The following is a 25,962-nucleotide window of genomic DNA, read 5'->3' on the forward strand; positions in this document are numbered from 1 at the left end:
CATGGCGGACGAGGTCGGGCTGCGGGAGCGCAAGAAGCGGGAGACGCGGCAGCGGATCTCCGACGTCGCCACCGGCCTGTTCATGATCCACGGGTTCGAGAAGGTGACGGTGGCCGAGGTGGCCCGGGCGGCGGACGTCTCGGTGAACACGGTGTTCAACTACTTCCGCACTAAGGAGGACCTCCTTCTGGACCGGCAGGACGAGTTCGTGGGCCGGCCGAGCCGGGTGGTCCGCGAGCGGCGGCCGGGCGAGTCGGTGCTGGCCGCGCTGCGCCGCGACTACCTGGCCGACCTGGATCAGCGGCACTGGCGCAGCGGCGTACCGGACGGCGCCGAGGTGATCACCCGGTTGATCGACGACAGCCCGTCGCTCAGCGCGCGGATGCGCGAGCTGGCCGAGCGGCGCGAGGAGCTGCTGGCCCGCACGCTGGCCGAGGAGCTCGGCGCGGACGACGACGATCCGCGCCCGGCACTGGTCGCCGCGCAGATCTGCGCGGCGACCCGGCGGCTGCAGGCGGACATCACCCGGCGCAAGACCGCCGGCCAGGGCGCCGACGAGATCGCCCCGAGCCTGCGCGCCCAGGCCGAGCTGGCCTTTGACCTGCTGGAGCAGGGCATCGGCGACTACGGCCGCCGCTGACCCGCGCTCCCGCCGCGCAGCAGGTCGAGGGCGAGGACGCCGAGCAGCGTCCAGCCGATGACCAGCGCGATCCGCTGGGACAGCCCGCCGACCGCCGCGAGCCCCGGGGCCTGGCCGAAGCCGCCGGCAGCCACCGCGAAGGCGGCCAGGAAGGCGGCCCCGGAGACGCCCGCGTACACCGCCCGGCCGCGCCGTCCCCGGCGGGCGTACCAGCGGGCGAGCAGGATGGACAGCACCGGCAGCCCGAGGAACACCAGCAACGAGAGCAGGTCGTGCAGCTGCCCGGCCGTCGTGCCGCCGGGCGGGCGGGCCGCACCGGGCGGGTAGTCGCCCACCGGGTCGGTGGTGAACAACCCGGCGCCGATCAGGCCGGCCGCGTAACCGGCCACCGTGAGCGGGATGCCCCACGAACCGGCGCCGGGCCGCAGCGCGCGGCGCAGCCCGGCGGCGTAGCCGAGGGTGAGCAGCCCGCCGGCCAGGAAGTTGGTCACCTGGGTCCAGCCCAGGTGGCCCAGCGAGAGGGAGCTGATCGGGTGCCGCATCGGGTCGTACCCGGCCCGGGTGGCGCCCTCGATCAGGAACGCCGACACGAACAGCGGTCCGGCGATCACCCCGCACCGCAGCAGGGATCGGGTCACCGGGTCACCGGCGGGCGGGGACGTCCGTGCGGACGGGTCCGGCATGGTGCCTCCTCGGGCAGACGGCTCCATCATCGGGCGGGTGCGGCGGAGGCGGCGGATCGGGTGCCGAGCCAGGTGATGAGGGCCGCCCGGAGCGGGTCCAGCCCGTCATCGACGGCCCGCCCGCCCGCATCGGCGCGGTTGCCGGACTGGTCCGGACCGGTGGTGTCCGGAGTGACCTGGGCCGGCCCGTCGCCGGCGGGCCGGCCGGGAGACGGGTCCGGACCTGCGGCGTCCCCGATGACCTCGTCCGGCGCCGCCTTGTCGGCGGCCCAGGCGACCACGCCGTCCGGGCGGACCAGCAGTCCGGTCAGGGCCGGACGCTCCGGCGAGCCGAGCGGGACGATGGTCAGCCGGTCGCCGTAGCCGTCGGCCACCTCGGCGAGCACGCCGGAGGGGTCCAGCAGCAGGGCGCGGCCGTCGTGCAGGTGGTCGGCCAGCCGGGAGCCGTCGGACAGCTCCAGGTCCAGCGAGCCCGCGCCGATCAGCGGATGGTCGCCCGGCAGGTCGGTGCGCTGCCAGGTACCGGAGATCTTCTTGACGAGGTAGGTGGTGCCGGCGACCGTCCCGGCCAGGTCCTGCACGATGCCGCGCAGCGCCCGGGCCCGCGGATCGGGGCGCATCAGCGCGATCTGGGCCCGGGTCCAGTCGAGCACCCAGGCGCCGATCGGGTGCCGCTCGGTGGTGTAGGTGTCCAGCAGCCCGTCCGGCGCCCAGCCGCGGATGGTGGCGGCGAGCTTCCAGCCGAGGTTGACCGCGTCGCCGATGCCGAGGTTGAGGCCCTGTCCGCCGAACGGGGAGTGGACGTGCGCCGCGTCGCCGGCCAGCAGCACCCGGCCGTGCCGGTAGGTGGTGGCCTGGCGGGCGTTGTCGGTGAACCGGGTGGCGCTGGTGATGCCGGTGACGGTCACCTCGGCCCCGGTCACGTGCCGGATGGACGCCTGCAGTTCCTCGACGGTCACCGGGGTGTCCCGTTCGGCGCGCGGGCCGGTGAACTGCACGGTGAGGATGCGGCCGGGGAACGGGCCGTGCGCGTAGACGCCGGTCGGGGTGGCGTGCCAGCCGGTGCCGAGCCGCTCGGTGCCGGCCATCTCGGCGATGGCCTGGTAGGCGGTGATCTCCGGGTCGGTTCCCGGGAAGTCGAAGCCGGCGAGCTTGCGCACCGCGCTGCGGCCCCCGTCGCAGCCGGCCAGCCAGCGGGCCCGGACGGTGCCCTCGCCGGTGGTCACGGTGACCCCGTCTTCGTCGGCGGCCAGGCCGGTGAGCTCGACGCCGCGGCGGATCCGGACGCCGAGCCGGGTCGCCCATCCGGCGAGCATGGCCTCCACCTGCTGCTGGGTGATCAAGCCGATCCGGTCGGCCGGACCGTGGCCGGCCAGTTCGGGGTCGGTCTCGTCGAGCAGGCCGCCGTCGAGCATGATTCCGGCGAAGTGGCCCGCGAAACGGGGCGGGGTCCGCCGGCCCGCCGAGCCGCCGGCCCCCGGCGCCGTCCCGGCGCGCTGCCGGGCGAACTCCGCGGCGCGCGCCAGGTTCTGCCGCTGCGCCTCCTCCAGCTCGGCCAGCATGCCCCGCCGGTGCAGCGCCGCGACGGCCGGCGTGTTCATCGAACCGGCCTTCATCGTCGGATCGACCTCGGCCAGCCGTTCCAGCACCTGGACCGAGACCCCGCCCAGCGCCAGCTCCCCGGCCAGCATCAGGCCGACCGGGCCGCCGCCCGCCACCACCACGTCGACGTCGTACGCCATCCGGTCCCCCTAGCTTAAATTACCCTCACTATAAAATTACTGTAGCAGTAGTTTTTTATCGACTAGAGTCGTTCCGTGGAGGGCACCCCTGGGCTGCGCGAGCGCAAGAAACAACAGACCCGGCAACTCATCTCCGACGTGGCCACGACGTTGTTCGTGGCGCGCGGGTTCGACGCGGTCACGGTGGCGGAGGTCGCGGCGGCGGCGGACGTCTCGGCCAAGACCGTCTTCAACTACTTCCCGCGCAAGGAGGACCTCTTCTTCGACCGGATGCCGGAGGCCGAGGCGCTGATCACCCAGGCGGTCCGCGCGCGGCCGGCCGGCACCGGGCCGCTGGCGGCGCTGCGCGAGCTCTTCATCGGCCTGGCGCGCGACCGGCACCCGCTGTCCGGCGTGGGCGATTACCGACGGTTCTGGCAGGTCGTCCTCGACTCACCGGCGCTGCAGGCCCGGATCCGGGAGGCGATGCAGGAGCTGGAGGAGCTGCTCGCCGCCCTGCTCGCCGAGGCCACCGGCGCGCCGCCGGGCGACCCCTGGTGCCGGCTGGCGGGCGCCCTGGTCGTCACCGCCTACCGCACCGCTTACGCCGTCAGCGCCGGACGCGTCCTTTCCGGCGAGCCGGCCGAGGCGGTCGCCGCCGACCACCTCCGGCTGCTCACCGACGCCTTCGACGCCCTGGACCGCGCCCTCCCCGGCTACTGATCCTCCGCGGGCGGGAGCGGGCGGCTAGCGTGTGGGCATGCACCCGGGGCGGATCACCAGCGGCGCCACCACCGGCGGGCCCGATCCCGGCGACTCCGCGGGATTCGCCGGGCCGGGCGACGGCCCGGAGTTCGCCGAGCTGCTCGAGCGTCACCGGCGGGAACTGCGGGTGCACTGCTACCGGATGCTCGGATCCTTCGACGAGGCCGAGGACCTGGTGCAGGAGACCTTCCTGCGCGCCTGGCGCGGCCGGGCGACCTTCCAGGGCCGCAGCACCCTGCGCGCCTGGCTGTACCGGATCGCGACGAACGCCTGCCTGGACTTCCTGGACCGCGACGCCCGCCGGCCGCACGCGGCGGACGGGGCGGACGGGGCACCGGCAGGCCCGGCCTCGCCCGCGGAGATCGGCTGGCTGCAGCCCTTCCCGGACCGCCTGCTGGAACCGGCCGCGCCGGACGCCCTGGCCCCGGAGACCGCCGTCGTCGCCCGGGAGACCATCGAGCTGGCGTTCCTCGCCGCCATCCAGCACCTGCCGCCGAGACGGCGCGCGGTGCTCCTGCTGCGGGACGTGCTGGGCTGGTCGGCGAAGGAGACGGCCGCGCAGCTCGGCACCACCGTCGAGTCGGTGAAGAGCAGCCTGAAGCGGGCCAGGGCCACCCTGCGGGCGCATCTCCCGGAACGGCGTACCGAATGGGCGCCATCGGGGGAACCGAGCGCGCGGGAACGGGAACTGCTGCGGCGGTTCATGGCGGCGCACGAGCGGGCCGACCCGGCCCTGCTGGCCGAGCTGCTGAGCGCCGACGCCCGGTTGACGATGCCGCCGCTGCCGTTCCGCTTCTCCGGCCGCGCCGAGATCGAGGCCTTCGCCGCGCACGCCTTCGGCCCGGACTCCCCGCTGCACGGCGGGCGCTGGCGGAGCCTGCTCACCCGGGCCAACCGGCAGCCGGCGGTGGCCGGCTACATCCGGCTGCCCGGTGACGACCGGTACCGGGCCCAGTCCTTGACCGTGCTGCGGATCGAGGACGGGCGGATCGCCGAGATGACCGTGTTCCAGCCGCGGCTGCTGGCCGCGTTCGAGCTGCCGGAAGTGCTGCCGGCCGGCGGCTGACCGCCGCCGGGTGCCCCCTTTCGGGGCGGGCACCCGTCTCAACGGTGGTACGGCCGCCCGGAGCGCGGCCGCCCACCGTGAAGGAGCACCATGAAGATCGAAGAGCGGGACGTGGCCACCCTGCCGCAGGGCGACGTCCGGCTGCTGGACAGCCCGGTGGCGCGCCGGCTGCTCGCCTCCACCGAACTGGCCCGGCTGGCCTACGTCGCGGCGGACGGGACGCCGCGCGTCTTTCCGATGCTGTTCCACTGGACCGGCACCGAGGTCGTGATGTCGACCTTCGCCGGCGCCGCCAAGATCAACGCGCTCCGGGCCCGGCCGGCCGTCGCCATCACCATCGACGCCGCCACCACCCCGCCCGAGGTGCTGCTGATCCGCGGAAGCGCGTCGGTCACCGACGTGGCGGGGATCGTGCCGGAGTACGTGCTGGCCCAGCACCGGTACGCCGGACCGGAGCAGGGCGCCGCCAACGTGGCCGCGGTGGACCATCCGGGCACCAGGATGGCCCGCATCGCGGTCCGGCCGGCCTGGGTCGGCGTGCTGGACTTCCAGACGCGGCTGCCCGGCGGGGCGAGCGCGGCCGACTTCGAGCGGCGGGGCCGGGCGTGACCGCCCGGACGCGCCCCGGCCGGCGCCGGGCGGACCGGCCATGACCACCTTCGTGTTCGTCTCCGGCGCCGGCACCGACTCGTGGTACTGGCATCTCACCGCCGCCGAGCTGCGGGCGCGCGGTCATGACGTGGTGGCACCCGACCTGCCCTGCTCGGACGACTCGGCCGGGCTCGCCGAGTACGCCGGCGCGGTGGTCGGCGCGGTCGGCGACCGGACCGGCCTGGTGGTGGTCGCGCATTCATTCGGGGCGTTCACCGCGCCCCTGGTGTGCGAGCGGCTGCCGGTCGAGCTGCTGGTGCTGCTGTCGGGCATGGTGCCCGCGCCCGGCGAGCCGCCGGGCGACTGGTGGGCCCGCACCGGCTGGGAACGGGCCCGGCGCGAGCAGGACGAGCGCGACGGGCGGGCACCGGACGACGACGCGGCGCTGTTCTTCCACGACGTCCCGCCGGCCCTGGCGGCGGAGGCGGCCCGCCACGGCCGCGACCAGTCGGCGACCCCGTTCGCGCGGCCGTGGCCGCCGGCGGCCTGGCCGGCGGTCCGGACCGAGTTCCTGCTGTGCCGCCACGACCGCTTCCTGCCTGCGGAGTTCATGCGCCGCGTCGTCCGCGAGCGCCTCGGGATCACGCCCATCGAGATCGACGGGGGGCACCTGGTGGCGCTGAGCCGTCCCCGGGAGCTCGCCGACCAGCTGGCCCGGCTGGCCGGGGATCGGTCCGCCGGCCCGGCCGCCTGAGAAGGGCACGGCCGGCGAGCACGGCCGGCGAGCACGGCAAAGGGCCGTCCCCGGGATCCCGGGGACGGCCCTTTGCCGTACTGTGCGAGCCGAGGCTCAGAAGTCCATGTCACCGCCGCCGCCGGGCATGGCGGGAGCGGCCGGGGTCTTCTCGGGCTTCTCGGCGATGACCGCCTCGGTGGTGAGGAACAGCGCCGCGATGGACGCGGCGTTCTGCAGCGCCGAACGGGTCACCTTCGCCGGGTCGATGATGCCCGACTCCAGCATGTTGACGTACTCGCCGGTGGCGGCGTTGAGGCCGACACCCTGCTCGAGGTTGCGCACGCGCTCGACCACGACGCCGCCCTCGAGGCCGGCGTTCACCGCGATCTGCTTCAGCGGCTCCTCAAGGGCCTTGCGCACGATCGCGGCACCGGTGGCCTCGTCGTTGTGCAGCTCGAGCTTGTCGAACGCCTTGGCGCCGGCCTGCAGCAGCGCGACACCACCGCCGGGCACGATGCCCTCCTCGACGGCCGCCTTGGCGTTGCGCACGGCGTCCTCGATGCGGTGCTTGCGCTCCTTGAGCTCGACCTCGGTCGCCGCGCCGGCCTTGATGACGGCCACGCCGCCGGCCAGCTTGGCGAGCCGCTCCTGCAGCTTCTCGCGGTCGTAGTCGGAGTCGGTGTTCTCGATCTCGACGCGGATCTGGTTCACCCGGCCGGAGATCTCCTCGGGGTCGCCGGCACCGTCGACGATGGTGGTCTCGTCCTTGGTGACGATGACCTGGCGCGCCCGGCCGAGCAGGTCGAGACCGGCGGTCTCCAGCTTCAGGCCCACGTCCTCGCTGATGACCTGGCCACCGGTGAGGGTGGCGATGTCGCCCAGCATGGCCTTGCGGCGGTCGCCGAAGCCGGGGGCCTTGACGGCCACGGACTTGAACAGGCCACGGATCTTGTTGACGACCAGGGTGGCCAGCGCCTCGCCCTCGACGTCCTCAGCGATGATCACCAGCGGCTTGCCGGCCTGCACGACCTTGTCGAGCAGCGGCAGCAGGTCCTTGTTGGCGGAGACCTTGGAGTTGACGACCAGCACGTAGGGGTCGTCGAGCACGGCCTCCATGCGCTCGGGGTCGGTCACGAAGTAACCGGAGATGTAGCCCTTGTCGAAGCGCATGCCCTCGGTGAGCTCGAGCTCCAGGCCGAAGGCGTTGCTCTCCTCGACGGTGATGACGCCTTCCTTGCCCACCTTGTCCATCGCCTCGGCGATCATCTCGCCGATCTGCGGGTCACCGGCGGAGATGGAGGCGGTCGAAGCGATCTGCTCCTTGGTCTCCACATCCTTGGCGATCTTCGAGAGCTCCTCGCTCACCCGCTCGACGGCCGCCTCGATGCCCTTCTTCAACCCCATCGGGTTGGCACCGGCGGCAACGTTGCGCAGACCCTCACGGACCAGCGCCTGGGCGAGCACGGTGGCGGTGGTGGTGCCATCACCGGCGACGTCGTCGGTCTTCTTCGCGACCTCCTTGACCAGCTCGGCCCCGATCTTCTCCCACGGGTCCTCGAGCTCGATCTCCTTGGCGATCGACACACCGTCGTTGGTGATCGTGGGAGCGCCCCACTTCTTCTCCAGCACGACGTTACGTCCCTTGGGACCAAGGGTCACCTTGACGGCGTCGGCGAGCTGGTTCATACCGCGCTCGAGACCGCGCCGGGCGTCCTCGTTGAACGCGATCATCTTGGCTGCCATACGGCTAGACCTCCCAGACAGAGGGTGGCGTGCAGCGGATCGAGCCGACGCCCGCGACGGCATGTGAACCGCGCGCCCGCACGACACCTGTCGCCGTGGGTCGCGAGGCCCCATCGCCTCGATCCAGGTTGTCACTCTCGACAGGAGAGTGCCAACGAACTGTTTAGCACTCTACCCCGCCGAGTGCAAGCGGCAACCCCTATGACCAGGGCGGCGCCTGGATTTCTCTGGCCGTATGTCGAGTATTGGACCGTCCGTCACATCTGACGAGGACACCGGACATGACGGAAGGCCCGGTCCGTCCCGGGGCACGGCCCCGGACTGGGCGACGGACCGAACCTTCCCACCACCGGACGCGGGAGATGGCTCTCCCCGCGACGGCCGGACAGGCCGGCCGGGTCAGGTCACACGGTCCGGACGGCCTCCGCCTGGGGCCCCTTCTGGCCCTGTGTGATCTCGAACTCCACCCTCTGCCCCTGTTCGAGGGAGCGATATCCCTCGGCCAGGATCGCGGAGTAGTGGACGAACACGTCCTTACCACCGTCTACCGCGATGAAGCCGTAGCCCTTGTCCGCGTTAAACCATTTGACGGTGCCCTGCGCCACTTTCCGACTCCTCTTGCTGGGCTCCGGACCTCACCCACTCCTCCGCGAGGCCCGTGACCTTCGGAACCGAGACGCATGCGAACTTCTCGGCCACGTCGATCGTTCTCGACCATACCTGTGAGGAGCCTTGGCGCAACAGAGTCAAACCAGAAATCACTTCTTGACGTTCGCCGAGAGCGGTACGTGATTATTTCCTCAGCCGGTCAGTTAGTTGACAATTACATGGTCTGACCGAGCGAGTTAGGACTTCTATTATGATAGCCGCGCCGCTCTTGGGCCCCCGACAGCACGACGCCCGCACCTCGGGGCGAGGTACGGGCGTCGTGCGGGCCGCCGGACGGCCCCGGGGTCAGCCGCCGGCCACCGCCGGGATCACGGAGATCTGGGCGCCCTCCGGGGTGGCGGTGTCAAGTCCGTCAGCAAAACGGACATCCTCTTCGCCGACATAGACGTTGACAAAACGGCGAATCTTGCCCGATTCATCCAAGACTCGAGCTCCGATTCCCGGAAAGTCCGAATCGAGCTTCTGCAGCACCTCGCGCAGGGTGGCCCCTTCGCCGGTCACCTCGGCCGCTCCATCGGTGTACGTACGAAGAATCGTCGGAATCCGTACAGAAACGCTCATTCCCCTAGCCCTTTCCCTGGTTATCGCCGATGGCCGTGCGGAAAGCGTCGAGAGACGGCCGGATGACGGCGGCCGGCCGCGCCTGCTCCGCCACCGCGTCGAGCGTCTTCAGCCCGTCGCCGGTGTTCAGCACCACCGTCTCGGCCGCGGGGTCGAGCAGCCCGCCGGCCAGCAGCTTGCGCAGCACGCCCACCGTGACCCCGCCCGCCGTCTCGGCGAAGACGCCCTCGGTGCGGGCGAGCAGCCGGATCGCGTCGACCACCTCGGCGTCGGTCACGTCCTCCACCGCGCCGCCGGTGCGGCGGGCGATGTCCAGGACGTACGGGCCGTCCGCCGGGTTGCCGATCGCCAACGACTTGGCGATGGTGTCCGGCCGGACCGGCTGCACCGTGTCGCGGCCGGCCTTGTAGGCGGCCGACACCGGCGAGCATCCCGCCGCCTGGGCACCGAAGATCTTGTACGGGGTGTCCTCGACCAGGCCCAGGCGGACCAGCTCGCGGAAACCCTTGTCTATCTTGGTGAGCTGCGATCCGGAGGCGACCGGGATGACGATCTGCGCCGGCAGCCGCCAGCCGAGCTGCTCGGCGATCTCGTACGCGAGTGTCTTGGAGCCCTCGGCGTAGTACGGCCGCAGGTTGACGTTGACGAACCCCCACCGGTCGCCCAGCGGGTCACCGATCAGCTCGGAGCAGAAGCGGTTCACCTCGTCGTAGGTGCCCTGGATGCCGACCAGCCGGCCGCCGTACACCGACGCCATGACGATCTTCGCCTCCTCCAGGTCGGAGGGGATGAAGACGCAGGCGTCCAGCCCGGCGCGGGCGGCCGCGGCGGTGACCGCGCCCGCGAGGTTGCCGGTGGACGAGCAGGACAGGGTGTGGAACCCGAAGTTGCGCGCCGCCTCCAGGGCGATCGCCACCACCCGGTCCTTGAAGGAGTGGGTGGGGTTGCCCGAGTCGTCCTTGACGTGCAGGCGGCGCATCCCGAGCTCGCGGCCTAGGTTCTCGGCGTGGATCAACTTGGTCCAGCCGGGCGCGAGGTTACGCCGGCCGGCCACGCCGGCCGGGACGGGGAGCAGGGAGCGGTAACGCCAGATGTTCGCCGGGCCGGACTCGATCTCCCGGCGGGTCACCGGCACCGCCGTAGAGCCGGGGGAGTTCCAGGTGTAGGCCACTTCGAGTGGCCCGAAACACTCGACACAGGCGAAGTCGGGGCCCAGGTCGTAGCGGGTGCCGCATTCGCGGCAGGACAGCGCCACGGCGGGGCCGAAGTCGAACGCGGTCGTAGTCTCAGCTGGTGCGAGCGCCATGAAGCGAGGCCTTTCCCTCATCTTCGCCCGCGACCACCCTGATCGCGGGCCGGAATTGGCACCTGTCCCGGCCGGTCTCACTAGGTCGCGTGCCGCGCCGTTCCCGAAAGACGCGATGACCACAGCCGGGAGGGTTGCCGGGGCTTCGCAGGGCCGGTCCCTCCACCCCTCTGGATGAGCAATATGCAGTTGTCGGCCACGCCGGCGTCCGGCGGGCCATTTGCACTGTACCCCGGCATCCTGCCCCATCGACCGGGCGTCTCACTCATCGAGACGGCGGCGACCTCAGCGCGAGACGCGGCGGGATCAGCCGTAGGCGTCGCCGAGCGCGGCCTGGACGTACTTGCGGGCCTGATGGATGCGCGACTTGGCGGTGCCGAGCGGGATGCCGAGCTGCCCGGCGACCTCGCTGTAGTCGAGCTGGCAGATGTCGCGCAGCACCAGCGCCTGGGCGAGGTCGGGCTTGTCGGCCTCCAGCGCCTCCATCGCGTCCAGCAGGTCGAGCCGGGCACCGGCGATGACGCTCACCCGGGCGGGGTCGGCCCGCAGGTCGGGAACCTCGCCGGAGGACTGCTCGGCCGCCCGCCGCTTCAGCGACCGGTACGTCGTGCGGGCGCAGTTGGCCGTCACGATGTGCAGCCAGGTGGAGAACCGCGCCCGGCCCTCGAACCGGCGGATGTTGCGGGCCACGGCCAGCAGCGTGTCCTGCGAGGCCTCTTCGGCGTCCTGGCGATAGGGGAGGAGCTTGGCGCAGTGCCGCAGCACGTCGGGCTCCACCCTGCGCAGCAGCTCGCCCAGGGCGCGGTGGTCGCCGGCCGCCGCGGCCCGCGCCAGCTCCTCGGTCGTCTCGTCAAGCGCCATGCCCAGCCCTCCCCCACCACCGCCCGTTGCGTTCGGCGTGGCCACCAGCTCATCTTATTGGGAACGTTAACTTTTATTAATGTGCTGCCGGCCGAGCATCACAGCGGAGAGAACGGCGAGGGACGACCGCCGCAGGCGGACAGGAGTGGTGGGCGGATGAACACTGTTCTGCTGGCATCGAACCGAGGCCCGGTGTCCTTCAACCTGGCCGACGACGGGTCGCTGACCATGCGGCGCGGCGGCGGAGGGATGGTCTCCGGGCTGTCGGAGGTGGCCAAGGACTCCGAGGTGCTGTGGGTGTGCGCGGCGCTGTCGGACGGCGACCGCGGCGCCGCCCGCCGGGCGCCCGGCGGGCGGCTGGACCAGGCCGGATACGACACCGGGCCGGTGCGCATGCTCGACATCCCGCCGGCGACCTTCCACCGCGCCTACAACGCCGTGGCCAACTCCACCCTGTGGTTCGTCAACCACCTGCTCTACGACACCCCGAACTCCCCGCACTTCGACACCCGGTTCCGCCGCGAATGGGAGTCCTACCAGGACTACAACGCCGCCTTCGCGCTGGCGCTGGCCGAGGACGCCACGCACGGCGCCCGGGTCATGATCCAGGACTACCATCTCACGCTCGCGCCGGCGATGCTGCGGGTGGAGCGGCCCGACCTGCGCATCGCGCACTTCTCGCACACCCCCTGGGCGCCGCCGGAGTACTTCTCGCTGCTGCCGGACGACATCGCCGCCGAGCTGCTGAGCGGCATCCTCGGCGCCGACCACGCCGGCTTCCTCACCGCGCGGTGGGCGGCGGCGTTCATGGACTGCTGCCGGGCCATACTCGGCGCCGAGGTGGACCGGGAGGCCGGCCTGGTGGTCTTCGACGGCCGGGCGACGCACGTCGGCGTGCACCCGCTCGGCGTGGACGGTGACGCGCTGTGGGCCCGCGCCACCGAGCCGGACGTCGAATCGCACATGACCGCGCTGCGCGAACGGGTGGGCGACCGCCGGCTCATCGTGCGGATCGACCGCACCGAGCTGTCGAAGAACATCGTGCGCGGCCTGTCGGCCTACCGGCAGTTCCTCACCGACCATCCCGAATGGCACGGCAAGGTGGTGCACCTGGCGTTCGCCTACCCCTCCCGGCACGACCTGCCCGAGTACCGCGAGTACACCGCCGCGGTGCAGCGCTGCGCCAAGGAGATCGAGGACGAGTTCGGCGGCGAGGAATGGGATCCGCTCATCCTCAACGTGGACGACGACTACGCCCGGTCGCTGGCGGCCTACCGCATCGCCGACGTGCTGCTGGTCAATCCGATCCGCGACGGGATGAACCTGGTCGCCAAGGAGGGCCCGATCCTGGCGCCGAGCTGCGCGCTGGTGCTGTCCCGCGAGGCCGGGGCGGCGGCCGAGCTGGGCGGCGACGCGCTGGTGGTCAATCCCTACGACGTATCGGGCACCGCCCGCGCGCTGTACGACGGGCTCGTCATGCCCGAGCGCGAGCGCGCCGAGCGCGGCGCGCGGCTCAGGGCGGCGGCGACCGCGCTGCCGCCCGCCCGGTGGTTCGCCGACCAGCTCGCCGCGCTGGACGACTGACCGCCGTGCACCACGCGCGCCGCTGAAGCCGCTCAGCGGGCCGCCAGCGCGCCGGCGAGGGCGGACAGCAGCGCGGCCACCCCGGCCGGCCCGTCGACGACCACGTCGGCCAGCTCGGCGAGCGCGGTGACCTCGGCTGAGGCGCTGCACACCGTCACCCCCGGCAGCCCGCAGTCGCGGACCGCCTCGAAGGCGGCCAGGTCGCCGAGGTCGTCCCCGGCGAACAGCACCGAGCGCGCCGCGCGCCGGTCGAGGAACGCCCGCAGGGCCTGCCCCTTGTCCATCCCGGCGGGCCGCAGTTCGAGCACCAGCCGGCCGGGCTCGACGACCAGCCCGGTGCGGGCGGCCAGGGCCTGCACCGGCTCGCGCAGCGCCCGCAGCGCGCCCTCGGGGTCGGCGGCGCGCCGGGTGTGCACCGCGACGGCCCGGCCCTTGTCCTCGACGGCGACCCCGGGCCGGGTGCCGTCGGTACGGGGCAGGCCCAGCCGGTCCAGCAGGCCGGGCAGTTCCTCGCGTACCCGCGCCACCCCCGGGGGCGGCGGCGGGGAGGTCACCGTGCCGGCCTCCCACCGCTCCAGGCCGTACTGGCCGAGGACCACCAGGCCCGGCACGTCGGCCAGGGACGGCCCGCCGGCCACCTGCCCGTAGTCGATGGCGGTCGCCGCGGGGCGGCCGGTGACGATCACCACCGCGCCGACCAGGGCACCCAGCCTGGCCAGCGCCGCGGCGGCCTCCGGAGCCACCCGGGCGTCCGCCGGGTCAGGGACGATCGGCGCGAGGGTGCCGTCGAAGTCGAGCCCGATCACCGCACCCGAAGGATCACTCTTTATCGCCGCAAAACCGGCAACGTCCGGCAATACATCTTGAGTCACGAAATGGGGACTACCCCGGCGTTCCCCGCCGCATGCCCAGCCGGCGGGCCGTACGCTCCTCCCGCCGGGCCTGCCGCAGGCGCAGCAGCCGCTTGACCGTCATCGGATCGCGCGCCATCGCCTCCGGCCGGTCGATCAGCGCGCCGAGCAACTGGTAGTAACGGGTCGCCGACAGGTCGAAGGTCTCGCGGATCGCCTGCTCCTTGGCGCCGGCATGCCGCCACCACTGGCGCTCGAACGCCAGCAGGTCCCGCTCCCGCTCGGTCAGCTCGCCGGGGACGCGCGCGGCCGGCGCCTCGCCGGCCGCGTGGTCACCATGCTCGGGTGCGGTGTCCAATGCCGTTCCTCCTCGGTGGGGCACGTGAAGGTCCAGGCGTCGAGCCGGCGGGGGACGCGGGCCGGGCGCGGCGCCCGTCGCCAGGACAGGGAGGGCTCGCACCGGGCCACGACGCGCGGGGGTGGCCCGTGGCCATGGTAGTCGGCAATTCGCGGCTGTTCACGACAGTTCGGGAGACGTACAGTCACCAGGTGTGACCTCTGTCATCACGCTTCTCACCGACTACGGTCTGGAGGACGGCTTCGTGGCCTCGTGCCACGGGGTGATCATCGGCATCGCGCCGGACGCGCGGATCATCGACGTGTGCCACCAGGTGCCGGCCGGGGACATCCGGCGCGGCGCCGCGATCCTCGCCCAGACCCTGCCATATCTGCCCGCCGGCGTGCACGTCGCGGCGGTCGACCCGGCCGCGGCCAGCACGCGCCGGTCGATCGCCGTCCTGGCGGGCCACCGCGTCTTCATCGGCCCGGACAACGGCCTGCTGTCATGGGCGCTGCTCGCCGCGGGCGGCGCCCGGGCGGCGTACGAGATCACCAACGAGGAGCTGTTCCTCACCCCGGTGTCGGCCACCTTCCACGGCCGGGACATCTACGCCCCGGTCGCGGCACACCTCGGCACCGGCCGCGAACCGGCCGAACTCGGCCCGCAGATCCCGCTGGACCGCCTGCTCTCGCTGCCCGCGCCCACCGCGCGCCTGGGCCAGGAGGCGGCCGAGGGCGAGGTGCTGTCGGTGGACCGCTGGGGCAACGTCCAGCTGTCGGTGACCGCCGAGGACCTGGCCACGCTCGGCGTCCGGACCGGCGACCCGCTGGCGGTCACCATGGGCCGGCGCCAGATGACCGTCCCCTTCCGTGACACCTACGCCGCGGTGGCACCGGGGAACCTCGTCGCCTTCACCGATTCGGCCGGCATGGTGTCCCTGGCGGTCAACGGCGGGGACGCGGCCCAGCGTCTCGGCCTGCCGCCCGGCGCGCACGTCCGGCTGGCGCGCGCCGCCGAGGGCTGAGCGCACCGGCGCTGACCTGCGCCGAACCCGGCGAAGGTCATCGCGGGACAGCACCGCCGAAACCGCCGGGGACGGCAAAGCGCCGGCAAAGCGCGGGCGGGCCGGCACCGGGCGGCGGGCGTCCCGCCCGGCCGGGCGGGACGCCCCGGAAGGCGAGCTGACCAGGTGGTTGACCCCGCCCGGGACGGGACGCCCCCCGCCCCGGGTCGCGCAGCGCGCCTTGCCGCGGCTTGGCGGGGGCATGGGCCGGGGCCGCCAACCATTGCCATCAGCTGACCGTTCGCCGCCCTTAGTCCTGTTCGGCCATTGGGTACTGTCTGAGCGGTCACATTCGGTAACCACCACGGCACAGAATGTGGAAGTGCGGCATTCTTCCCAGGTGGTTAGTACAAGGAGAAGTAACTCATGATTCGCCGTCTTCTCGTCACTTCGGCATGCGCCGGCATGATCGTCCTCGGTTCCGCCGCCATGGCCTCCGCCGACGCCGCCAAGCCCGTCCACCAGGCCAAGGCCGGCAAGGCCGCCTGCTGCTACTGCGGGCCCACCGCCACCGTCCTCCCGAGCGCCGTCGTCTACGGCGGCGGCGTGTACGGGGGCGGCTGCAGCTCCGTCTACGGCGCCTCCGTCTACGGCGGCGGCGTCTACGGGGGCGGCGTCTACGGGGGCGGCTTCGGCGGCTTCGGTGGGTTCGGCGGCGGCTACGGCCCGGGCGGCTTCAACGGCATCGGCAACGGCATCGGCAACAACACCGGTGTCGGCACCGGCGGCCTCATCGGCGTGGGCGTCGGCAGCATCAAGGTCCTCTGACCCACGCTCTGACGACGACGGCGGCGCCCCCACTGCCCGTGGCGGCGCCGCCTTCTCATGCTCCGCCCGTACTCAGGCGCTGATCACGTCGTGCGCCTCGGCGAAGTGGCAGGCGCTCGGGTGACCGCCGGAGCGGATCTCCAGCAGCGGCTCCTGCTCGGCGCAGATGTCCTGCGCCTTCCAGCAGCGGGTGCGAAACCGGCACCCGGACGGCGGGTTGGCCGGCGACGGCGGGTCACCCTGCAGGATGATCCGCTCGCGCTGCTCGCGCCCCTCAGGATCGGGCACCGGCACCGCCGACAGCAGCGCCTGGGTGTACGGGTGGCTGGGCCGCTCGTAGATGTCGATGTCCTTGCCCAGTTCGACGATCTTGCCGAGGTACATCACCGCGACCCGGTCGGAGATGTGCCGGACCACCGACAGGTCGTGCGCAATGAAGATGTAGGCGAGGCCGAACTCGTCCTGCAGCCGCTCCAGCAGGTTCATCACCTGAGCCTGGATCGACACGTCCAGGGCCGACACCGGCTCGTCACAGATGATCACCTCCGGCTGCAGGGCCAGCCCGCGGGCGATGCCGATGCGCTGCCGCTGCCCGCCGGAGAACTGGTGGGGGTAGCGGTTGATGTGCTCGGGGTTGAGGCCGACGACCTCCAGCAGCTCCTGCACCTTGCGACGGCGGTCGCCCTTGGGCGCCACCTCCGAGTGGATCTCGAACGGCTCGCCGATGATGTCGCCGACCGTCATCCGCGGGTTGAGCGAGGTGTAGGGGTCCTGCATGACCATCTGGATGTTGCGGCGCATGCGCTTGAGCTCTCCGCCGCGCGCCTTGGCCATGTCCACCCCGTTGATCTTCACCGAGCCCGAGGTGGGACGCTCCAGCGCCATCAGCAGCTTGGCGAGGGTGGACTTGCCGCAGCCGGACTCGCCGACCACGCCGAGCGTCTCGCCCCGGCCGAGGTCGAAGGAGACCCCGTCCACGGCCTTGATCGCGCCGATCTGGCGCTTCAACACGATGCCCTGGGTCAGCGGGAAGTGCTTGACCAGGTCACGGACCTCCAGGATCCGCTCACCCGACGGTGTCATCGAGGACCTCCCGGTAGTAGTGGCAGGCGCTCCCCCGCGTCCCGCTGATCTCGTACAGCGGCGGGACGTCGGTCACGCAGTTGTCGCGGCGGTACGGGCAGCGGGGGTGGAAGGCACAGCCCGAGGGCATGTCGAGCAGGTTCGGCGGCAGCCCCTTGATGGCGTACAACTCTTGGCCCTTCATGTCGACCCGGGGGATCGAGTCGAGCAGGCCCTTGGAGTAGGGGTGCGCCGGCGACTTGTACACGTCGTGCACCGGGGCGTGTTCGACGATCCGCCCGGCGTACATGACGGCGATCTTGTCGGCCACGTCGGCCACCACGCCCAGGTCGTGCGTGATCAGGATGAGGCCCATGTTGCTCTCGCGCTGCAGCTCGGCGAGCAGCTCCATGATCTGGGCCTGCACCGTCACGTCGAGCGCCGTGGTCGGCTCGTCGGCGATCAGCACCTCCGGATCCAGCGCGATCGACATCGCGATCATGATGCGCTGGCGCATGCCGCCGGAGAACTGGTGCGGATAGTCGTTGACCCGCTGGCGGGCGGCCGGGATGCGCACCCGGTCCATCAGCTCGACGGCCTTCTTCATGGCGTCGCGCTTGTTCATCCCGCGGTGCACGCGGAACATCTCGCTGATCTGCCAGCCGACCGTCAGCACCGGATTCAGCGAGGACAGCGCGTCCTGGAAGATCATCGCGATCCGCTGGCCGCGGATCTGGCTGCGCGCCTGGTCGGAGAGCTTGAGCAGGTCGGTACCGCGGAAGCGGATCTCGCCCTTCGGGATGCGGGCCGGCGGCATGTCGAGAATGCCCATGATCGCCTGGGCGGTGACCGACTTGCCGGATCCGGACTCGCCGAGCACCGCGAGCGACTCGCCCGGGTTCACGGTGTAGCTGACACCGTTCACCGCCCGGACCAGGCCCTGCCGGGTGACGAACTCGACGTGCAGATTATCCACGGCGAGCAGCGGCTCGGTGGCGGCGTCCGCGGCCGGCGGGGCCGTGTCCACTGACGGGTTGTTCACCTTCTGTCCCCTCTCCTACCGCAGCTTCGGATCGAGCGCGTCGCGTACCGCGTCGCCCAGCATGACCACGCTCAGGATGGTCAGGCTCAGGAACAGCGCCGGGAACAGCAGCGGCAGCGGGGCCTCCAGGAAGCGGGTCCGCGAGTCGGCGATCATCAGGCCCCAGGAGATCTGCGGGGACTGGATGCCGACGCCGAGGAAGGACAGCGCCGCCTCGGCGGCGATGAACGCGCCCAGGTTGATCGTGGACACCACGATCACCGGGGCCACCGCGTTCGGCAGGATGTGCCGCAGCATGATCCGGCCGGGACCCGCGCCGAGCGCCCGCGCGGCCATCACGTAGTCCTGGTGCTTGGCCGTGATCACCGCGGCTCGCATGATGCGCAGGATCATCGGCCAGGCCAGGATGGACAGCGCCAGCACCACGGTGGCGATGCCGGCGTTGTTCCGGCCGATCACCGCGAGGATGAGCAGCGCGCCGAGGATGGACGGGATCGCGAAGAAGATCTCGGCCACCCGGGACAGGATGATGTCCACCCAGCGTCCGTAATAGCCGGCCAGCAGCCCGAGCGCCCCGCCGACCACGCCGGTCACCAGGGCGCTGACGAAGCCCACGATGATCGAGACCCGGGCGCCGTGCATGACGCGCGAGTAGACGTCGCAGCCGAGGTTGTCGGTGCCGAACCAGTGCTCGGAGGTGATGCCCTTACGGGCGTTCGCCAGGTTGCAGGTGCGCGACTCCACGCCCACGGTGTCGAACAGGCCGGGGAAGGCGGCGATGATGACGAACAGCAGCACCATTCCCGAGCCGATGAGGAAGACCGGGTTGCGCCGCAGGTCGTACCAGGCGTCCGACCACAGGCTGGCGGACCGCTCCTTGACGTGCTTGGCCGGCTGCACCGGCGCCGCGGCCGGCAGGGTGTCGTTACTCATAGCGGATCCTGGGGTCGAGGACGGCGTACAGCAGGTCGACGACGAGGTTGGCCACGATGTAGATCAGGACCAGCACCGTCACGATGCCGACGACGACGGAGTTCTCGCGCAGGTAGACCGACTGGAACAGCTGCTGGCCGATGCCCGGCAGGTTGAAGATGGCCTCGGTGATGACCGCGCCGCCCATGAGCGTGCCGAGGTCGGCGCCGAGATAGGTCACCAGGGGGATCAGCGAGTTGCGCAGCGCGTGCCGGCCGAGCACCCGCCGCCGCGGCAGGCCCTTGGCCACCGCCGTGCGGATGAAGTCGGCGCGCAGCGTCTCCATCAGGCTGGTCCGGGTGAGCCGGGTCAGATACGCGATGGAGACCGTGGCGAGCACGAAGCCGGGCAGCAGGTAACTTCGCAGGCCGTCCTGCACGCCGGCGACCGGCAGGATCTGGGTGCCGGTGAGCTGCTTGAGCTTGACACCGATGGCCAGCTGCAGCACGAAGCCGCTGACCAGGGTGGGGACCGAGACGAGCAGCAGGCTGAAGGCCAGGATGGCCTTGTCCTCCCAGCCGCCGCGGCGCAGCGCGGCCCAGAAGCCGAACAGGACGCCGACGATCGCCTCGATGATGAGGGCGGTCGCCGCGAGCTTGAACGTGACCTGGAACTTGCCCTCGAAGATGGTCGAGACGGGCAGTCCGCGGAAGGTCTGGCCGAAATCGCCGGAGAAGATGTCCCGGACGTAGTAGCCGTACCGCACGATCAGCGGGTCGTTCAGGTGGAACTGTTCCCTCAGTGCCGCCGCGAAGACCGGGTCGACCCGCCGGTCACCGGCCAGCGCCTGCACCGGATCACCCGGCAGCGCGTACACGATGGCGAAGATGAGGAAAGTGGTGCCCAGCAACACAGGGATCGCCTGGAGCAGGCGCCGGATGATGTAGCGGCCCATTCAATCTCCCGGATCATCACAAAGGGCAGCCCGCCGCAACCTGTGGGCTGCCCTTCTGGGGTGGCCGGCCACCCCGGGCGATTTGAATGTATCCGACCGCCCGGGGTGGTCGACGTCAGGCCCGCTCGACGTTGAAGAGGTCGATCCGCTCGAACGGGTCGATCTTCACGTTCTTCACGTGCTGCGAGTAGGCACCATTGGTCTGGTAGAAGTAGACCGGGATGTAGGGCAGCTCCTTGAGGATCATGTCATCGGCCTGCTGGTAGAACTTGATGCCCTCTTCCAGCGAGTTGGCCGCGTCGCCCTTGGTCACCAGCTCGTCGAACTTCTTGTCGCTGAACTCCGAGTAGTTCGAGCTGCCGCCGGTGCCGTACTGCGGGCGCAGGTAGTTCTCCGGGGACGGGTAGTCCATCAGCCACGCCATGCGGAAGGCGCCGGACCACTTCCTGTCGCCGAGGTCGTCGAGGATGGAGGCGAACTTCTCGACGGGCTTCGGCGTCACCTCGACGCCCAGGTTGGTGCGCAGGTTGTTGGCGACGGCCTCGATCCACTCCTTGTGGCCGCCGTCGGCGTTGTAGCCGAGCTCGATCGGGCCCATCTTGCCGCCGCCGGCCGAGTCGAACAGCTGCTTGGCCTTGGCCGGGTCGTAGGTGCAGGCCTCACCGCAGGCGCCCTGGCGGTACCCGGAGACGACCGGGCTGATCAGGTCGTCGGCCGGGACACGGGTGCCGGAGAAGACCTGCTCGGTGATCGTCTTACGGTCGATCGCCATGGAGATCGCCTTGCGGACGTCCGCGTTCTTGGCGTACTCGGCACCGCTCTTGGTCGGGAAGCCGATGTAGCCGATGCCCGAGGACGGCTGCTCGATGTAGCGGTCGCCGAACTCGTTCTTGGCGGTGGCGATGCCCTCCGGCGGCAGCTGGTCCATGATGTCCAGGTTGCCGGCCCGCAGGTCGTTGAACGCGGTGCTCAGGTCGGTGTAGATCTTGAAGTCGACCGCGTCGATCTTGGCCTTGCCCTCCTTGAAGGCGTCGTCCCGGACCAGCGAGATGGTCTGGTCGGAGCCGCGCTTCCAGGGCTTGGAGATCTTGAAGGGGCCGTTGCCGACGGGGTTGCCCCCGTAGTCGGCCTTCAGCTTGCCCTCGGACTCGAAGGCGGCCTTGGGGAGGGGGTAGAAGGCGGTGTAGCCGAGCATCGTCGGGAAGCCGGAGAAGGGGTTCTTCAGCTTCACGGTGAAGGTCTTGTCGTCGACGACCTTCAGGCCCTTGAGCGTGGTCGCGGTCGCGGTCTTGCCCTCGCCCGGGTTCAGCTCGTCGTAGCCCTCGACGCTGCCGAAGAAGTAGTTGCCCTCCTGGGCGTTGGCGCCGTTGGCCGTGTAGTTCCAGGAGTCGACGAAGTTCTGGGCGACGACGGGCTCACCGTTGTGCCACTTGTAGCCGTCCTTGAGCTTGACGGTCCACGTCGTCTGGTCGTCGGACTCGATCGACTCGGCGACGCGGTTGTACGGCTTCTTCTCGGCGTCGTAGTCCACCAGGCCGACGAACAGCGCGTTCAGCACCTCGGCGCCGCTGCTCTCCGTGGTGTTGCCCGGAATCAGGTCGTGCTGAGGCTCGGCGATCTCGACCCGTACCGCGTTGGGGTTGCCACCCGCGGCCGTCGCGCCGGCACCGGTGCCGGACGAATCGCTGCTCCCGCCACATGCAGCGACCGCCAGCGCCAGCAAAGCGGTCCCGGCGACGATCTGTGCGCCCTTGGTCACACGCATCGTGGATTAATCCTCCCTCTAAGGTAGGCGCTCGACTGAACGATCATGCCGGGGGACGCCTCCGAGGGATCCGTCCCCGGAGCACGCAGACATGCACAAATCAGTCGACGCCCTGCCAGTTGACCGCGAGCATCCCTCACCACTCCTCACCAGCGAGTCTCCGGTGTATTGCAGTTCGGTCACACGTGGTCCTGCTGGACGTCACACGCATACCAACTAGGCTGGTCGATAATGCCTTGATAAGGCATAAAGGTGCCACTAAGGTACACACACCCGGAGAGTGGTCGCGCCCCCCGACGCGTGCGCCGGTACGGCACGGCGTGTTCCGCTAGCTGCGACGACGCCGCGCGATGCCCTTTGACCGCGCTTGCCCGCTCATGAACGCCGGCGGACGGGCCGCACCGCAGGCGTCTCATTCACCCGGATCCAATAGAGTCCATGCCATGAGTCAGCCGGAATCCGCTGTCGCGGACTCCCGGGCGGGCGACCGGGCGGGCGGCTCCTCCCCAGGCGGGAAGGAATCGCTGTCCGCGCTCGCCGAACGCCACGGGTTGCGACGTGCCATCGCACGTCCCAGTCTGCCTGTCTACCTGCGCCAGCTCTGGGACAGGCGGCACTTCGTCTTCACGTACGCCACATCGCGTAACGTCTCGAAGTACTCCAACTCCGCACTCGGCCAGCTGTGGCAGGTGCTGACCCCGCTGCTCAACGCCGCGGTCTACTACCTGATGTTCGGCCTGATCCTCGGGCAGAAGAAGGACCTGACGAACTACACCGCCTTCCTGATCACCGGGGTGTTCGTCTTCGGCTACACCCAGCGGTCGATCACCGGCGGCGCCAAGTCCATCTCCGGCCACCTGTCGCTGATCCGCGCCCTGCACTTCCCGCGGGCCGCGCTGCCGCTGGCCTACACCATCCAGGAGTTCCAGCAGCTCGCCATCTCGATGGGCGTGCTGTCGGTGATCGTGCTGCTCACCGACGAGCCGATCACCTGGATGTGGCTGCTGATCCCGTTCGCGCTGCTGCTGCAGACGGTGTTCAACGTGGGGATGAGCCTGCTGCTGGCCCGGGTCGGCGCCTTCGTCCGGGACATGAACCAGTTGCTGCCGTTCATCCTGCGCACCTGGCTCTACACCTCCGGCGTCTTCTTCAGCATCCCGGCCCGGATGAAGGACGCGCCCGACTGGGCGCGCTTCCTGCTGGAGTTCAACCCGCCGTCGGTCTTCATCGACATCATGCGCCACCTGCTGGTCGAGTCCTACTCGAAGGACCTCGCCGCCCACGGGTATCCGCACGCCGACCTGCCCCGACTGTGGCTATACGCTGGCTTCTGGGCCGCGGTCGCGCTGATCGGCGGTTTCTGGTACTTCTGGCGGGCCGAGGAGAGGTATGGCCGTGGCTGAGCTGACCAAGGAGCCGTCCCGGATGGCCCATCCATATGACGAGACGCCGCAGCCCGCGGCCGCCGCTCCGGCGCCCGTGGAGGCCGCTGCGGAGGCCGCCCCGGCCAGTACGCCCACCGTGATCGTCGACGACCTGCACATCGTGTACCGGGTCTACGGCGCGGCCAGCGCGGCGGAGAAGGGCAACGCCGCCAACGCCCTGCTGCGCATCCTCCGGCGGCAGGGCCGGCCGCAGATGAAGGAGGTGCACGCCATCAAGGGCGTGTCCTTCGTGGCCCACCACGGCGACGCCATCGGCGTCATCGGCCGCAACGGCTCGGGCAAGTCGACGCTGCTGCGCGCCATCGCCGGGCTGCTGCCTCCGCACAAGGGCGCCGTCTACACCGACGGCCAGCCCTCGCTGCTCGGCGTGAACGCGGCACTGATGAGGGAGCTCACCGGCGAGCGCAACGTGGTGCTCGGCTGCTACGCCATGGGCATGACACCGGCCCAGGTCCGCGAGAAGTACGACGAGATCGTGGAGTTCTCCGGCATCGGGGAGTTCGTCCAGTTCCCCATGTCCACCTACTCCTCCGGCATGGGCGCGCGGCTGCGGTTCGCCATCGCCTCGGCCAAGGCGCACGACGTGCTGCTCATCGACGAGGCGCTGGCCACCGGCGACCGCGACTTCAAGCGCAAGAGCCAGGAGCGCATCCAGCAGATGCGCAAGGAGGCCGGCACGGTCTTCCTGGTGGCGCACAACCTCGACGTCATCGAGGAGACCTGCAACCGGGTGATCTGGCTGCACAAGGGCAAGATCAAGATGGACGGCGACCCGGCCACGGTGCTGGCCGCCTACAACTCCTGATCTCCGGGCGGGCCGCCGCGGCGGCCTGATCCGACCCGTAGCGGGCAGGATGGAAGGCGTTCGAGAACGCCTTCCATCGGAGGTTCATCGTGGCCAACCAGCCACCGGTCCCCTATGACCACCTTCCCGCCGTCCCGGCGCTCGGCGTGGAGAGCGAGGACGTCGCCGACGGCCGGACGCTGTCCGACGACCACGTGTTCGACGGCTGGGGCATGACCGGGCAGAACATCTCGCCGCACCTGCGCTGGTCCGGTGCGCCCGAGGGCACCAGGAGCTACGCGGTCACCTGCTTCGACCCCGACGCGCCCACCGGCTCGGGCTTCTGGCACTGGATGCTCTACGACATCCCGGCCGACGTCACCGAACTACCGCGCGGGGCCGGCGGAGGAGAGAAGAAGGGCCTGCCCGAGGGCGCCGTTCTCGGCCCCACCGACTACGGCACCCGCGAGTACGGCGGCGCCGCGCCGCCGCCCGGCCCGCCGCACCGGTACATCTTCGCGGTGCACGCGCTCGGCGTGGAGAGGCTGGACGTCCCGGCGGGCGCGACCTCGGCGGTGGTCGGCTTCAACATCGTCGCGAACACGCTCGCCCGCGGCTACATCACATCGATCTACGGGACCTGACCGGGCCGCGCGACACACCGTACAGAATCCGGGAAACGGGCGGTGAATGAGCTGACACCGTGACCACGGTTCCATTATGATTCGAACGTAGATTCGAGTCGAGGGAACCGTGATGGAGTGGGGGTGCGGGGTGCGAGAGCTGGCGACCGCCATCGATCTCCTGTCCGCGGAGGACCCGTCGGACGTCCCGCGCGGCCAGCTCGCCGAGCAGCTCATCGAGCTGCACTGGCAGATGGCCAGGCTGCAGGCCCAGATCGCCCGGCGCACCTACGTGCGCGCCCCGGGCGCCTGAGGGCCGCCCCGTCCGCTCACCGCCGCCCGGGGCGGCGGGCGTTCGAACGCCCGCCGTTCGAGGCACCCGCCGTTCGAACAGCCGCGGCCGGGCGGGCGCCCCGTCCGCGGGGCGTCCGCCCGGCCGTTCGGCGTCCCGCCGTCGCGAGCCCGGCCGCCTCACCCGCCGGGCCCGGCCGGCTGGAAGGGGAACCGGCCGGCGAAGGCCGGGCGCAGCTGGTCCAGCCACACCGCCTCCGGGTCGTACTCGGCGAAGAACGGGCGGCCCACCAGGGCCGGGTCCCGCGCCTGGATGAGGTGCAGCACGAACACCCGGCGACCCGCCACCTCGGCGACGCCGTCCACGCACACCTTCCCCGGGGTCGCCGACATCGACGGCCCGCGTACCGTACGGCACAGCCCGGACACCGCGGCGTGCGCGTCCCGGAAGATTTCGTGTGCCCGGGCGAGCGGCACCGCGAAGTAGTCACGCGGGCCGGTGTCCCGTTCGACGAACATGTAGTACGGCACCATGCCGAGCGCGTGCTGCTCGCGCCACATCCGAGCCCAGGTCGCCGCCTCGTCGTTCACCGACCGGATCAGCGGCGCCTGGGTGCGGATCACCGCCCCGGTGTCGCGGATCGCCCGCACCGCCGTCCGGGCGACTCCGGGCGACAACTCGCGGGGATGCGAGAAGTGCGCCATGAACGCCAGGTTGCGGCCGGACTCCACCACGGTGGAGAACAGCCGCAGCAGGTCGGCGGCGTCCGGGTCGGCGGTGAAGCGGGCCGGCCAGTAGGCCAGTGCCTTGCTGCCGATCCGGATCGACTCCAGTTGCCCCAGTTCCAGCAGCGGCTCGACGTACCGCCGGAGCACCGCGGTACTCATGATCATCGGATCGCCACCGGTGAACAGCACGCTGGTCACCTCGGGGTGGGCGCGCACGTACTCGACCAGCGCACCGGGGTCGCCGGAGGCCATCTTCAGGTCGGGCTCCCCGACGAACTGCGCCCACCGGAAGCAGTAGGTGCAGTACGCGTGGCACGTCTGCCCCTGCCGGGGGAAGAAGAGCACGGTCTCGGGGTACTTGTGCTGCATGCCGGGGACCGTCTCGCCGTCGAGCCTCGGCGCGTTG

At 71.1% G+C, this 25,962-nt stretch carries 27 protein-coding genes and 1 riboswitch; of the genes, 12 read left to right on the forward strand and 15 right to left on the reverse strand.

Annotation, left to right across the window (positions count from 1 at the left end; genetic code table 11):
• The first annotated feature begins 1 nt into the window (after position 1).
• Positions 2-640: a TetR/AcrR family transcriptional regulator gene (locus Sru01_RS22870; RefSeq protein ID WP_203989688.1), complete on the forward strand. Its 639-nt coding sequence runs from the start codon at positions 2-4 to the stop codon at positions 638-640.
• Here Sru01_RS22870 and Sru01_RS22875 read toward each other — a convergent pair.
• Both Sru01_RS22875 and Sru01_RS22880 read right to left on the reverse strand, forming a co-directional pair.
• Positions 625-1,323 (reverse strand): DUF998 domain-containing protein, encoded by a 699-nt coding sequence (locus Sru01_RS22875; protein ID WP_203989689.1) that lies wholly within the window; start codon positions 1,321-1,323, stop codon positions 625-627. The two genes, Sru01_RS22870 and Sru01_RS22875, sit on opposite strands and share 16 nt — an antisense overlap.
• A gap of 26 nt (positions 1,324-1,349) precedes the next feature.
• Positions 1,350-3,065, reverse strand: a complete 1,716-nt coding sequence (locus tag Sru01_RS22880; protein ID WP_203989690.1) for an FAD-dependent monooxygenase — start codon at positions 3,063-3,065, stop codon at positions 1,350-1,352.
• A gap of 75 nt (positions 3,066-3,140) precedes the next feature.
• Here Sru01_RS22880 and Sru01_RS22885 point away from each other — a divergent pair, with 75 nt between their 5' ends.
• From Sru01_RS22885 to Sru01_RS22900, 4 genes are all read left to right on the forward strand, one after another.
• On the forward strand, positions 3,141-3,767 hold the full coding sequence (locus tag Sru01_RS22885; RefSeq protein ID WP_203989691.1) for a TetR/AcrR family transcriptional regulator: 627 nt from the start codon (positions 3,141-3,143) through the stop codon (positions 3,765-3,767).
• 37 nt (positions 3,768-3,804) lie between these two features.
• A complete protein-coding gene (locus tag Sru01_RS22890) occupies positions 3,805-4,875 on the forward strand; it encodes an RNA polymerase subunit sigma-70 (protein WP_203989692.1) in 1,071 nt (356 codons plus the stop codon).
• Positions 4,876-4,965: 90 nt separating this feature from the next.
• Positions 4,966-5,484, forward strand: a complete 519-nt coding sequence (locus tag Sru01_RS22895) for a pyridoxamine 5'-phosphate oxidase family protein (RefSeq protein WP_203989694.1) — start codon at positions 4,966-4,968, stop codon at positions 5,482-5,484.
• 40 nt (positions 5,485-5,524) lie between these two features.
• Positions 5,525-6,220, forward strand: coding sequence for an alpha/beta hydrolase (locus tag Sru01_RS22900; RefSeq protein ID WP_203989696.1), 696 nt, complete (start codon positions 5,525-5,527; stop codon positions 6,218-6,220).
• A 96-nt stretch (positions 6,221-6,316) separates the two neighbouring features.
• Here Sru01_RS22900 and groL read toward each other — a convergent pair whose 3' ends face one another.
• The 5 genes from groL to Sru01_RS22925 all read right to left on the reverse strand — a co-directional run bounded on the left by groL (position 6,317) and on the right by Sru01_RS22925 (position 11,342).
• A complete protein-coding gene (gene groL, locus Sru01_RS22905) occupies positions 6,317-7,945 on the reverse strand; it encodes a chaperonin GroEL (protein ID WP_203989699.1) in 1,629 nt (542 codons plus the stop codon).
• A 404-nt stretch (positions 7,946-8,349) separates the two neighbouring features.
• Entirely contained in the window at positions 8,350-8,550 is a 201-nt protein-coding gene (locus Sru01_RS22910) for a cold-shock protein (RefSeq protein WP_203989701.1), read from the reverse strand.
• A 349-nt stretch (positions 8,551-8,899) separates the two neighbouring features.
• A complete protein-coding gene (locus tag Sru01_RS22915; protein WP_203989703.1) occupies positions 8,900-9,175 on the reverse strand; it encodes a MoaD/ThiS family protein in 276 nt (91 codons plus the stop codon).
• Between the two features lie 4 nt (positions 9,176-9,179).
• Positions 9,180-10,481 (reverse strand): threonine synthase, encoded by a 1,302-nt coding sequence (thrC, locus tag Sru01_RS22920; RefSeq protein ID WP_203989704.1) that lies wholly within the window; start codon positions 10,479-10,481, stop codon positions 9,180-9,182.
• 14 nt (positions 10,482-10,495) lie between these two features.
• Positions 10,496-10,662, reverse strand: a riboswitch (SAM riboswitch).
• 125 nt (positions 10,663-10,787) lie between these two features.
• Positions 10,788-11,342 carry an RNA polymerase sigma factor gene (locus Sru01_RS22925; protein WP_203989705.1) on the reverse strand — a complete coding sequence of 185 codons (555 nt, stop codon included), beginning with the start codon at positions 11,340-11,342 and terminating at the stop codon, positions 10,788-10,790.
• Between the two features lie 156 nt (positions 11,343-11,498).
• On the opposite strand from Sru01_RS22925, the gene Sru01_RS22930 reads away from it, so the two are divergent.
• Positions 11,499-12,926: an alpha,alpha-trehalose-phosphate synthase (UDP-forming) gene (locus Sru01_RS22930; RefSeq protein ID WP_203989706.1), complete on the forward strand. Its 1,428-nt coding sequence runs from the start codon at positions 11,499-11,501 to the stop codon at positions 12,924-12,926.
• A gap of 32 nt (positions 12,927-12,958) precedes the next feature.
• Here Sru01_RS22930 and otsB read toward each other — a convergent pair whose 3' ends face one another.
• A complete protein-coding gene (gene otsB / locus Sru01_RS22935; RefSeq protein WP_203989708.1) occupies positions 12,959-13,732 on the reverse strand; it encodes a trehalose-phosphatase in 774 nt (257 codons plus the stop codon).
• A gap of 76 nt (positions 13,733-13,808) precedes the next feature.
• Positions 13,809-14,066, reverse strand: coding sequence for a DUF3263 domain-containing protein (locus Sru01_RS22940; RefSeq protein WP_275412203.1), 258 nt, complete (start codon positions 14,064-14,066; stop codon positions 13,809-13,811).
• 262 nt (positions 14,067-14,328) lie between these two features.
• Here Sru01_RS22940 and Sru01_RS22945 point away from each other — a divergent pair, with 262 nt between their 5' ends.
• Together Sru01_RS22945 and Sru01_RS22950 are read left to right on the forward strand one after the other, a co-directional pair.
• A complete protein-coding gene (locus tag Sru01_RS22945; protein WP_203989712.1) occupies positions 14,329-15,141 on the forward strand; it encodes an SAM hydrolase/SAM-dependent halogenase family protein in 813 nt (270 codons plus the stop codon).
• A 405-nt stretch (positions 15,142-15,546) separates the two neighbouring features.
• On the forward strand, positions 15,547-15,948 hold the full coding sequence (locus Sru01_RS22950; RefSeq protein ID WP_203989714.1) for a hypothetical protein: 402 nt from the start codon (positions 15,547-15,549) through the stop codon (positions 15,946-15,948).
• 72 nt (positions 15,949-16,020) lie between these two features.
• On the opposite strand, the gene Sru01_RS22955 is transcribed toward Sru01_RS22950, so the two are convergent.
• The 5 genes from Sru01_RS22955 to Sru01_RS22975 all read right to left on the reverse strand — a co-directional run bounded on the left by Sru01_RS22955 (position 16,021) and on the right by Sru01_RS22975 (position 21,684).
• Positions 16,021-17,031, reverse strand: a complete 1,011-nt coding sequence (locus tag Sru01_RS22955; protein ID WP_203989716.1) for an ABC transporter ATP-binding protein — start codon at positions 17,029-17,031, stop codon at positions 16,021-16,023.
• The gene (locus tag Sru01_RS22960) at positions 17,015-18,052 is read right to left on the reverse strand and encodes an ABC transporter ATP-binding protein (protein ID WP_239137663.1); all 1,038 of its coding nucleotides are present in this window, start codon (positions 18,050-18,052) and stop codon (positions 17,015-17,017) included. Before Sru01_RS22960 ends, Sru01_RS22955 begins: the two co-directional genes overlap by 17 nt.
• Before the next feature lie 15 nt (positions 18,053-18,067).
• Complete coding sequence (locus Sru01_RS22965) at positions 18,068-18,985, reverse strand: ABC transporter permease (RefSeq protein ID WP_203989718.1); 918 nt, start codon at positions 18,983-18,985, stop codon at positions 18,068-18,070.
• Positions 18,978-19,919: an ABC transporter permease gene (locus tag Sru01_RS22970; RefSeq protein ID WP_203989720.1), complete on the reverse strand. Its 942-nt coding sequence runs from the start codon at positions 19,917-19,919 to the stop codon at positions 18,978-18,980. The genes Sru01_RS22965 and Sru01_RS22970 overlap by 8 nt, the downstream gene beginning before the upstream one ends.
• Positions 19,920-20,034: 115 nt before the next feature.
• A complete protein-coding gene (locus tag Sru01_RS22975; protein ID WP_203989722.1) occupies positions 20,035-21,684 on the reverse strand; it encodes a peptide ABC transporter substrate-binding protein in 1,650 nt (549 codons plus the stop codon).
• 443 nt (positions 21,685-22,127) lie between these two features.
• Between Sru01_RS22975 and Sru01_RS22980 the strand changes: the two genes are divergently transcribed.
• The 4 genes from Sru01_RS22980 to Sru01_RS22995 all read left to right on the forward strand — a co-directional run bounded on the left by Sru01_RS22980 (position 22,128) and on the right by Sru01_RS22995 (position 24,849).
• Positions 22,128-23,087, forward strand: a complete 960-nt coding sequence (locus Sru01_RS22980) for an ABC transporter permease (RefSeq protein WP_203989724.1) — start codon at positions 22,128-22,130, stop codon at positions 23,085-23,087.
• A complete protein-coding gene (locus Sru01_RS22985; RefSeq protein ID WP_239137664.1) occupies positions 23,080-23,934 on the forward strand; it encodes an ABC transporter ATP-binding protein in 855 nt (284 codons plus the stop codon). The genes Sru01_RS22980 and Sru01_RS22985 overlap by 8 nt, the downstream gene beginning before the upstream one ends.
• A gap of 89 nt (positions 23,935-24,023) precedes the next feature.
• Entirely contained in the window at positions 24,024-24,557 is a 534-nt protein-coding gene (locus tag Sru01_RS22990) for a YbhB/YbcL family Raf kinase inhibitor-like protein (RefSeq protein ID WP_203989726.1), read from the forward strand.
• A 112-nt stretch (positions 24,558-24,669) separates the two neighbouring features.
• The gene (locus tag Sru01_RS22995; RefSeq protein WP_203989728.1) at positions 24,670-24,849 is read left to right on the forward strand and encodes a hypothetical protein; all 180 of its coding nucleotides are present in this window, start codon (positions 24,670-24,672) and stop codon (positions 24,847-24,849) included.
• Between the two features lie 158 nt (positions 24,850-25,007).
• Here Sru01_RS22995 and Sru01_RS23000 read toward each other — a convergent pair.
• Positions 25,008-25,962, reverse strand: a 955-nt coding sequence (locus tag Sru01_RS23000) for a KamA family radical SAM protein (RefSeq protein ID WP_203989730.1), incomplete at its 5' end; no start/stop codon positions are given.

It is taken from the genome of Sphaerisporangium rufum, assembly GCF_016863395.1.
In the GTDB taxonomy this organism is placed as follows: domain Bacteria; phylum Actinomycetota; class Actinomycetes; order Streptosporangiales; family Streptosporangiaceae; genus Sphaerisporangium; species Sphaerisporangium rufum.

Coding starts and splice junctions, on each gene's coding strand:
- Sru01_RS22870 (WP_203989688.1), top strand. CDS start 2: ATGGCGGACGAGGTCGGGCTGCGGGAGCGCAAGAAGCGGGAGACGCGG.
- Sru01_RS22875 (WP_203989689.1), bottom strand. CDS start 1,323: ATGCCGGACCCGTCCGCACGGACGTCCCCGCCCGCCGGTGACCCGGTG.
- Sru01_RS22880 (WP_203989690.1), bottom strand. CDS start 3,065: ATGGCGTACGACGTCGACGTGGTGGTGGCGGGCGGCGGCCCGGTCGGC.
- Sru01_RS22890 (WP_203989692.1), top strand. CDS start 3,805: ATGCACCCGGGGCGGATCACCAGCGGCGCCACCACCGGCGGGCCCGAT.
- Sru01_RS22895 (WP_203989694.1), top strand. CDS start 4,966: ATGAAGATCGAAGAGCGGGACGTGGCCACCCTGCCGCAGGGCGACGTC.
- Sru01_RS22900 (WP_203989696.1), top strand. CDS start 5,525: ATGACCACCTTCGTGTTCGTCTCCGGCGCCGGCACCGACTCGTGGTAC.
- groL (WP_203989699.1), bottom strand. CDS start 7,945: ATGGCAGCCAAGATGATCGCGTTCAACGAGGACGCCCGGCGCGGTCTC.
- Sru01_RS22915 (WP_203989703.1), bottom strand. CDS start 9,175: ATGAGCGTTTCTGTACGGATTCCGACGATTCTTCGTACGTACACCGAT.
- thrC (WP_203989704.1), bottom strand. CDS start 10,481: ATGGCGCTCGCACCAGCTGAGACTACGACCGCGTTCGACTTCGGCCCC.
- Sru01_RS22925 (WP_203989705.1), bottom strand. CDS start 11,342: ATGGCGCTTGACGAGACGACCGAGGAGCTGGCGCGGGCCGCGGCGGCC.
- Sru01_RS22930 (WP_203989706.1), top strand. CDS start 11,499: ATGAACACTGTTCTGCTGGCATCGAACCGAGGCCCGGTGTCCTTCAAC.
- Sru01_RS22950 (WP_203989714.1), top strand. CDS start 15,547: ATGATTCGCCGTCTTCTCGTCACTTCGGCATGCGCCGGCATGATCGTC.
- Sru01_RS22955 (WP_203989716.1), bottom strand. CDS start 17,031: ATGACACCGTCGGGTGAGCGGATCCTGGAGGTCCGTGACCTGGTCAAG.
- Sru01_RS22965 (WP_203989718.1), bottom strand. CDS start 18,985: ATGAGTAACGACACCCTGCCGGCCGCGGCGCCGGTGCAGCCGGCCAAG.
- Sru01_RS22970 (WP_203989720.1), bottom strand. CDS start 19,919: ATGGGCCGCTACATCATCCGGCGCCTGCTCCAGGCGATCCCTGTGTTG.
- Sru01_RS22975 (WP_203989722.1), bottom strand. CDS start 21,684: ATGCGTGTGACCAAGGGCGCACAGATCGTCGCCGGGACCGCTTTGCTG.
- Sru01_RS22980 (WP_203989724.1), top strand. CDS start 22,128: ATGAGTCAGCCGGAATCCGCTGTCGCGGACTCCCGGGCGGGCGACCGG.
- Sru01_RS22995 (WP_203989728.1), top strand. CDS start 24,670: ATGGAGTGGGGGTGCGGGGTGCGAGAGCTGGCGACCGCCATCGATCTC.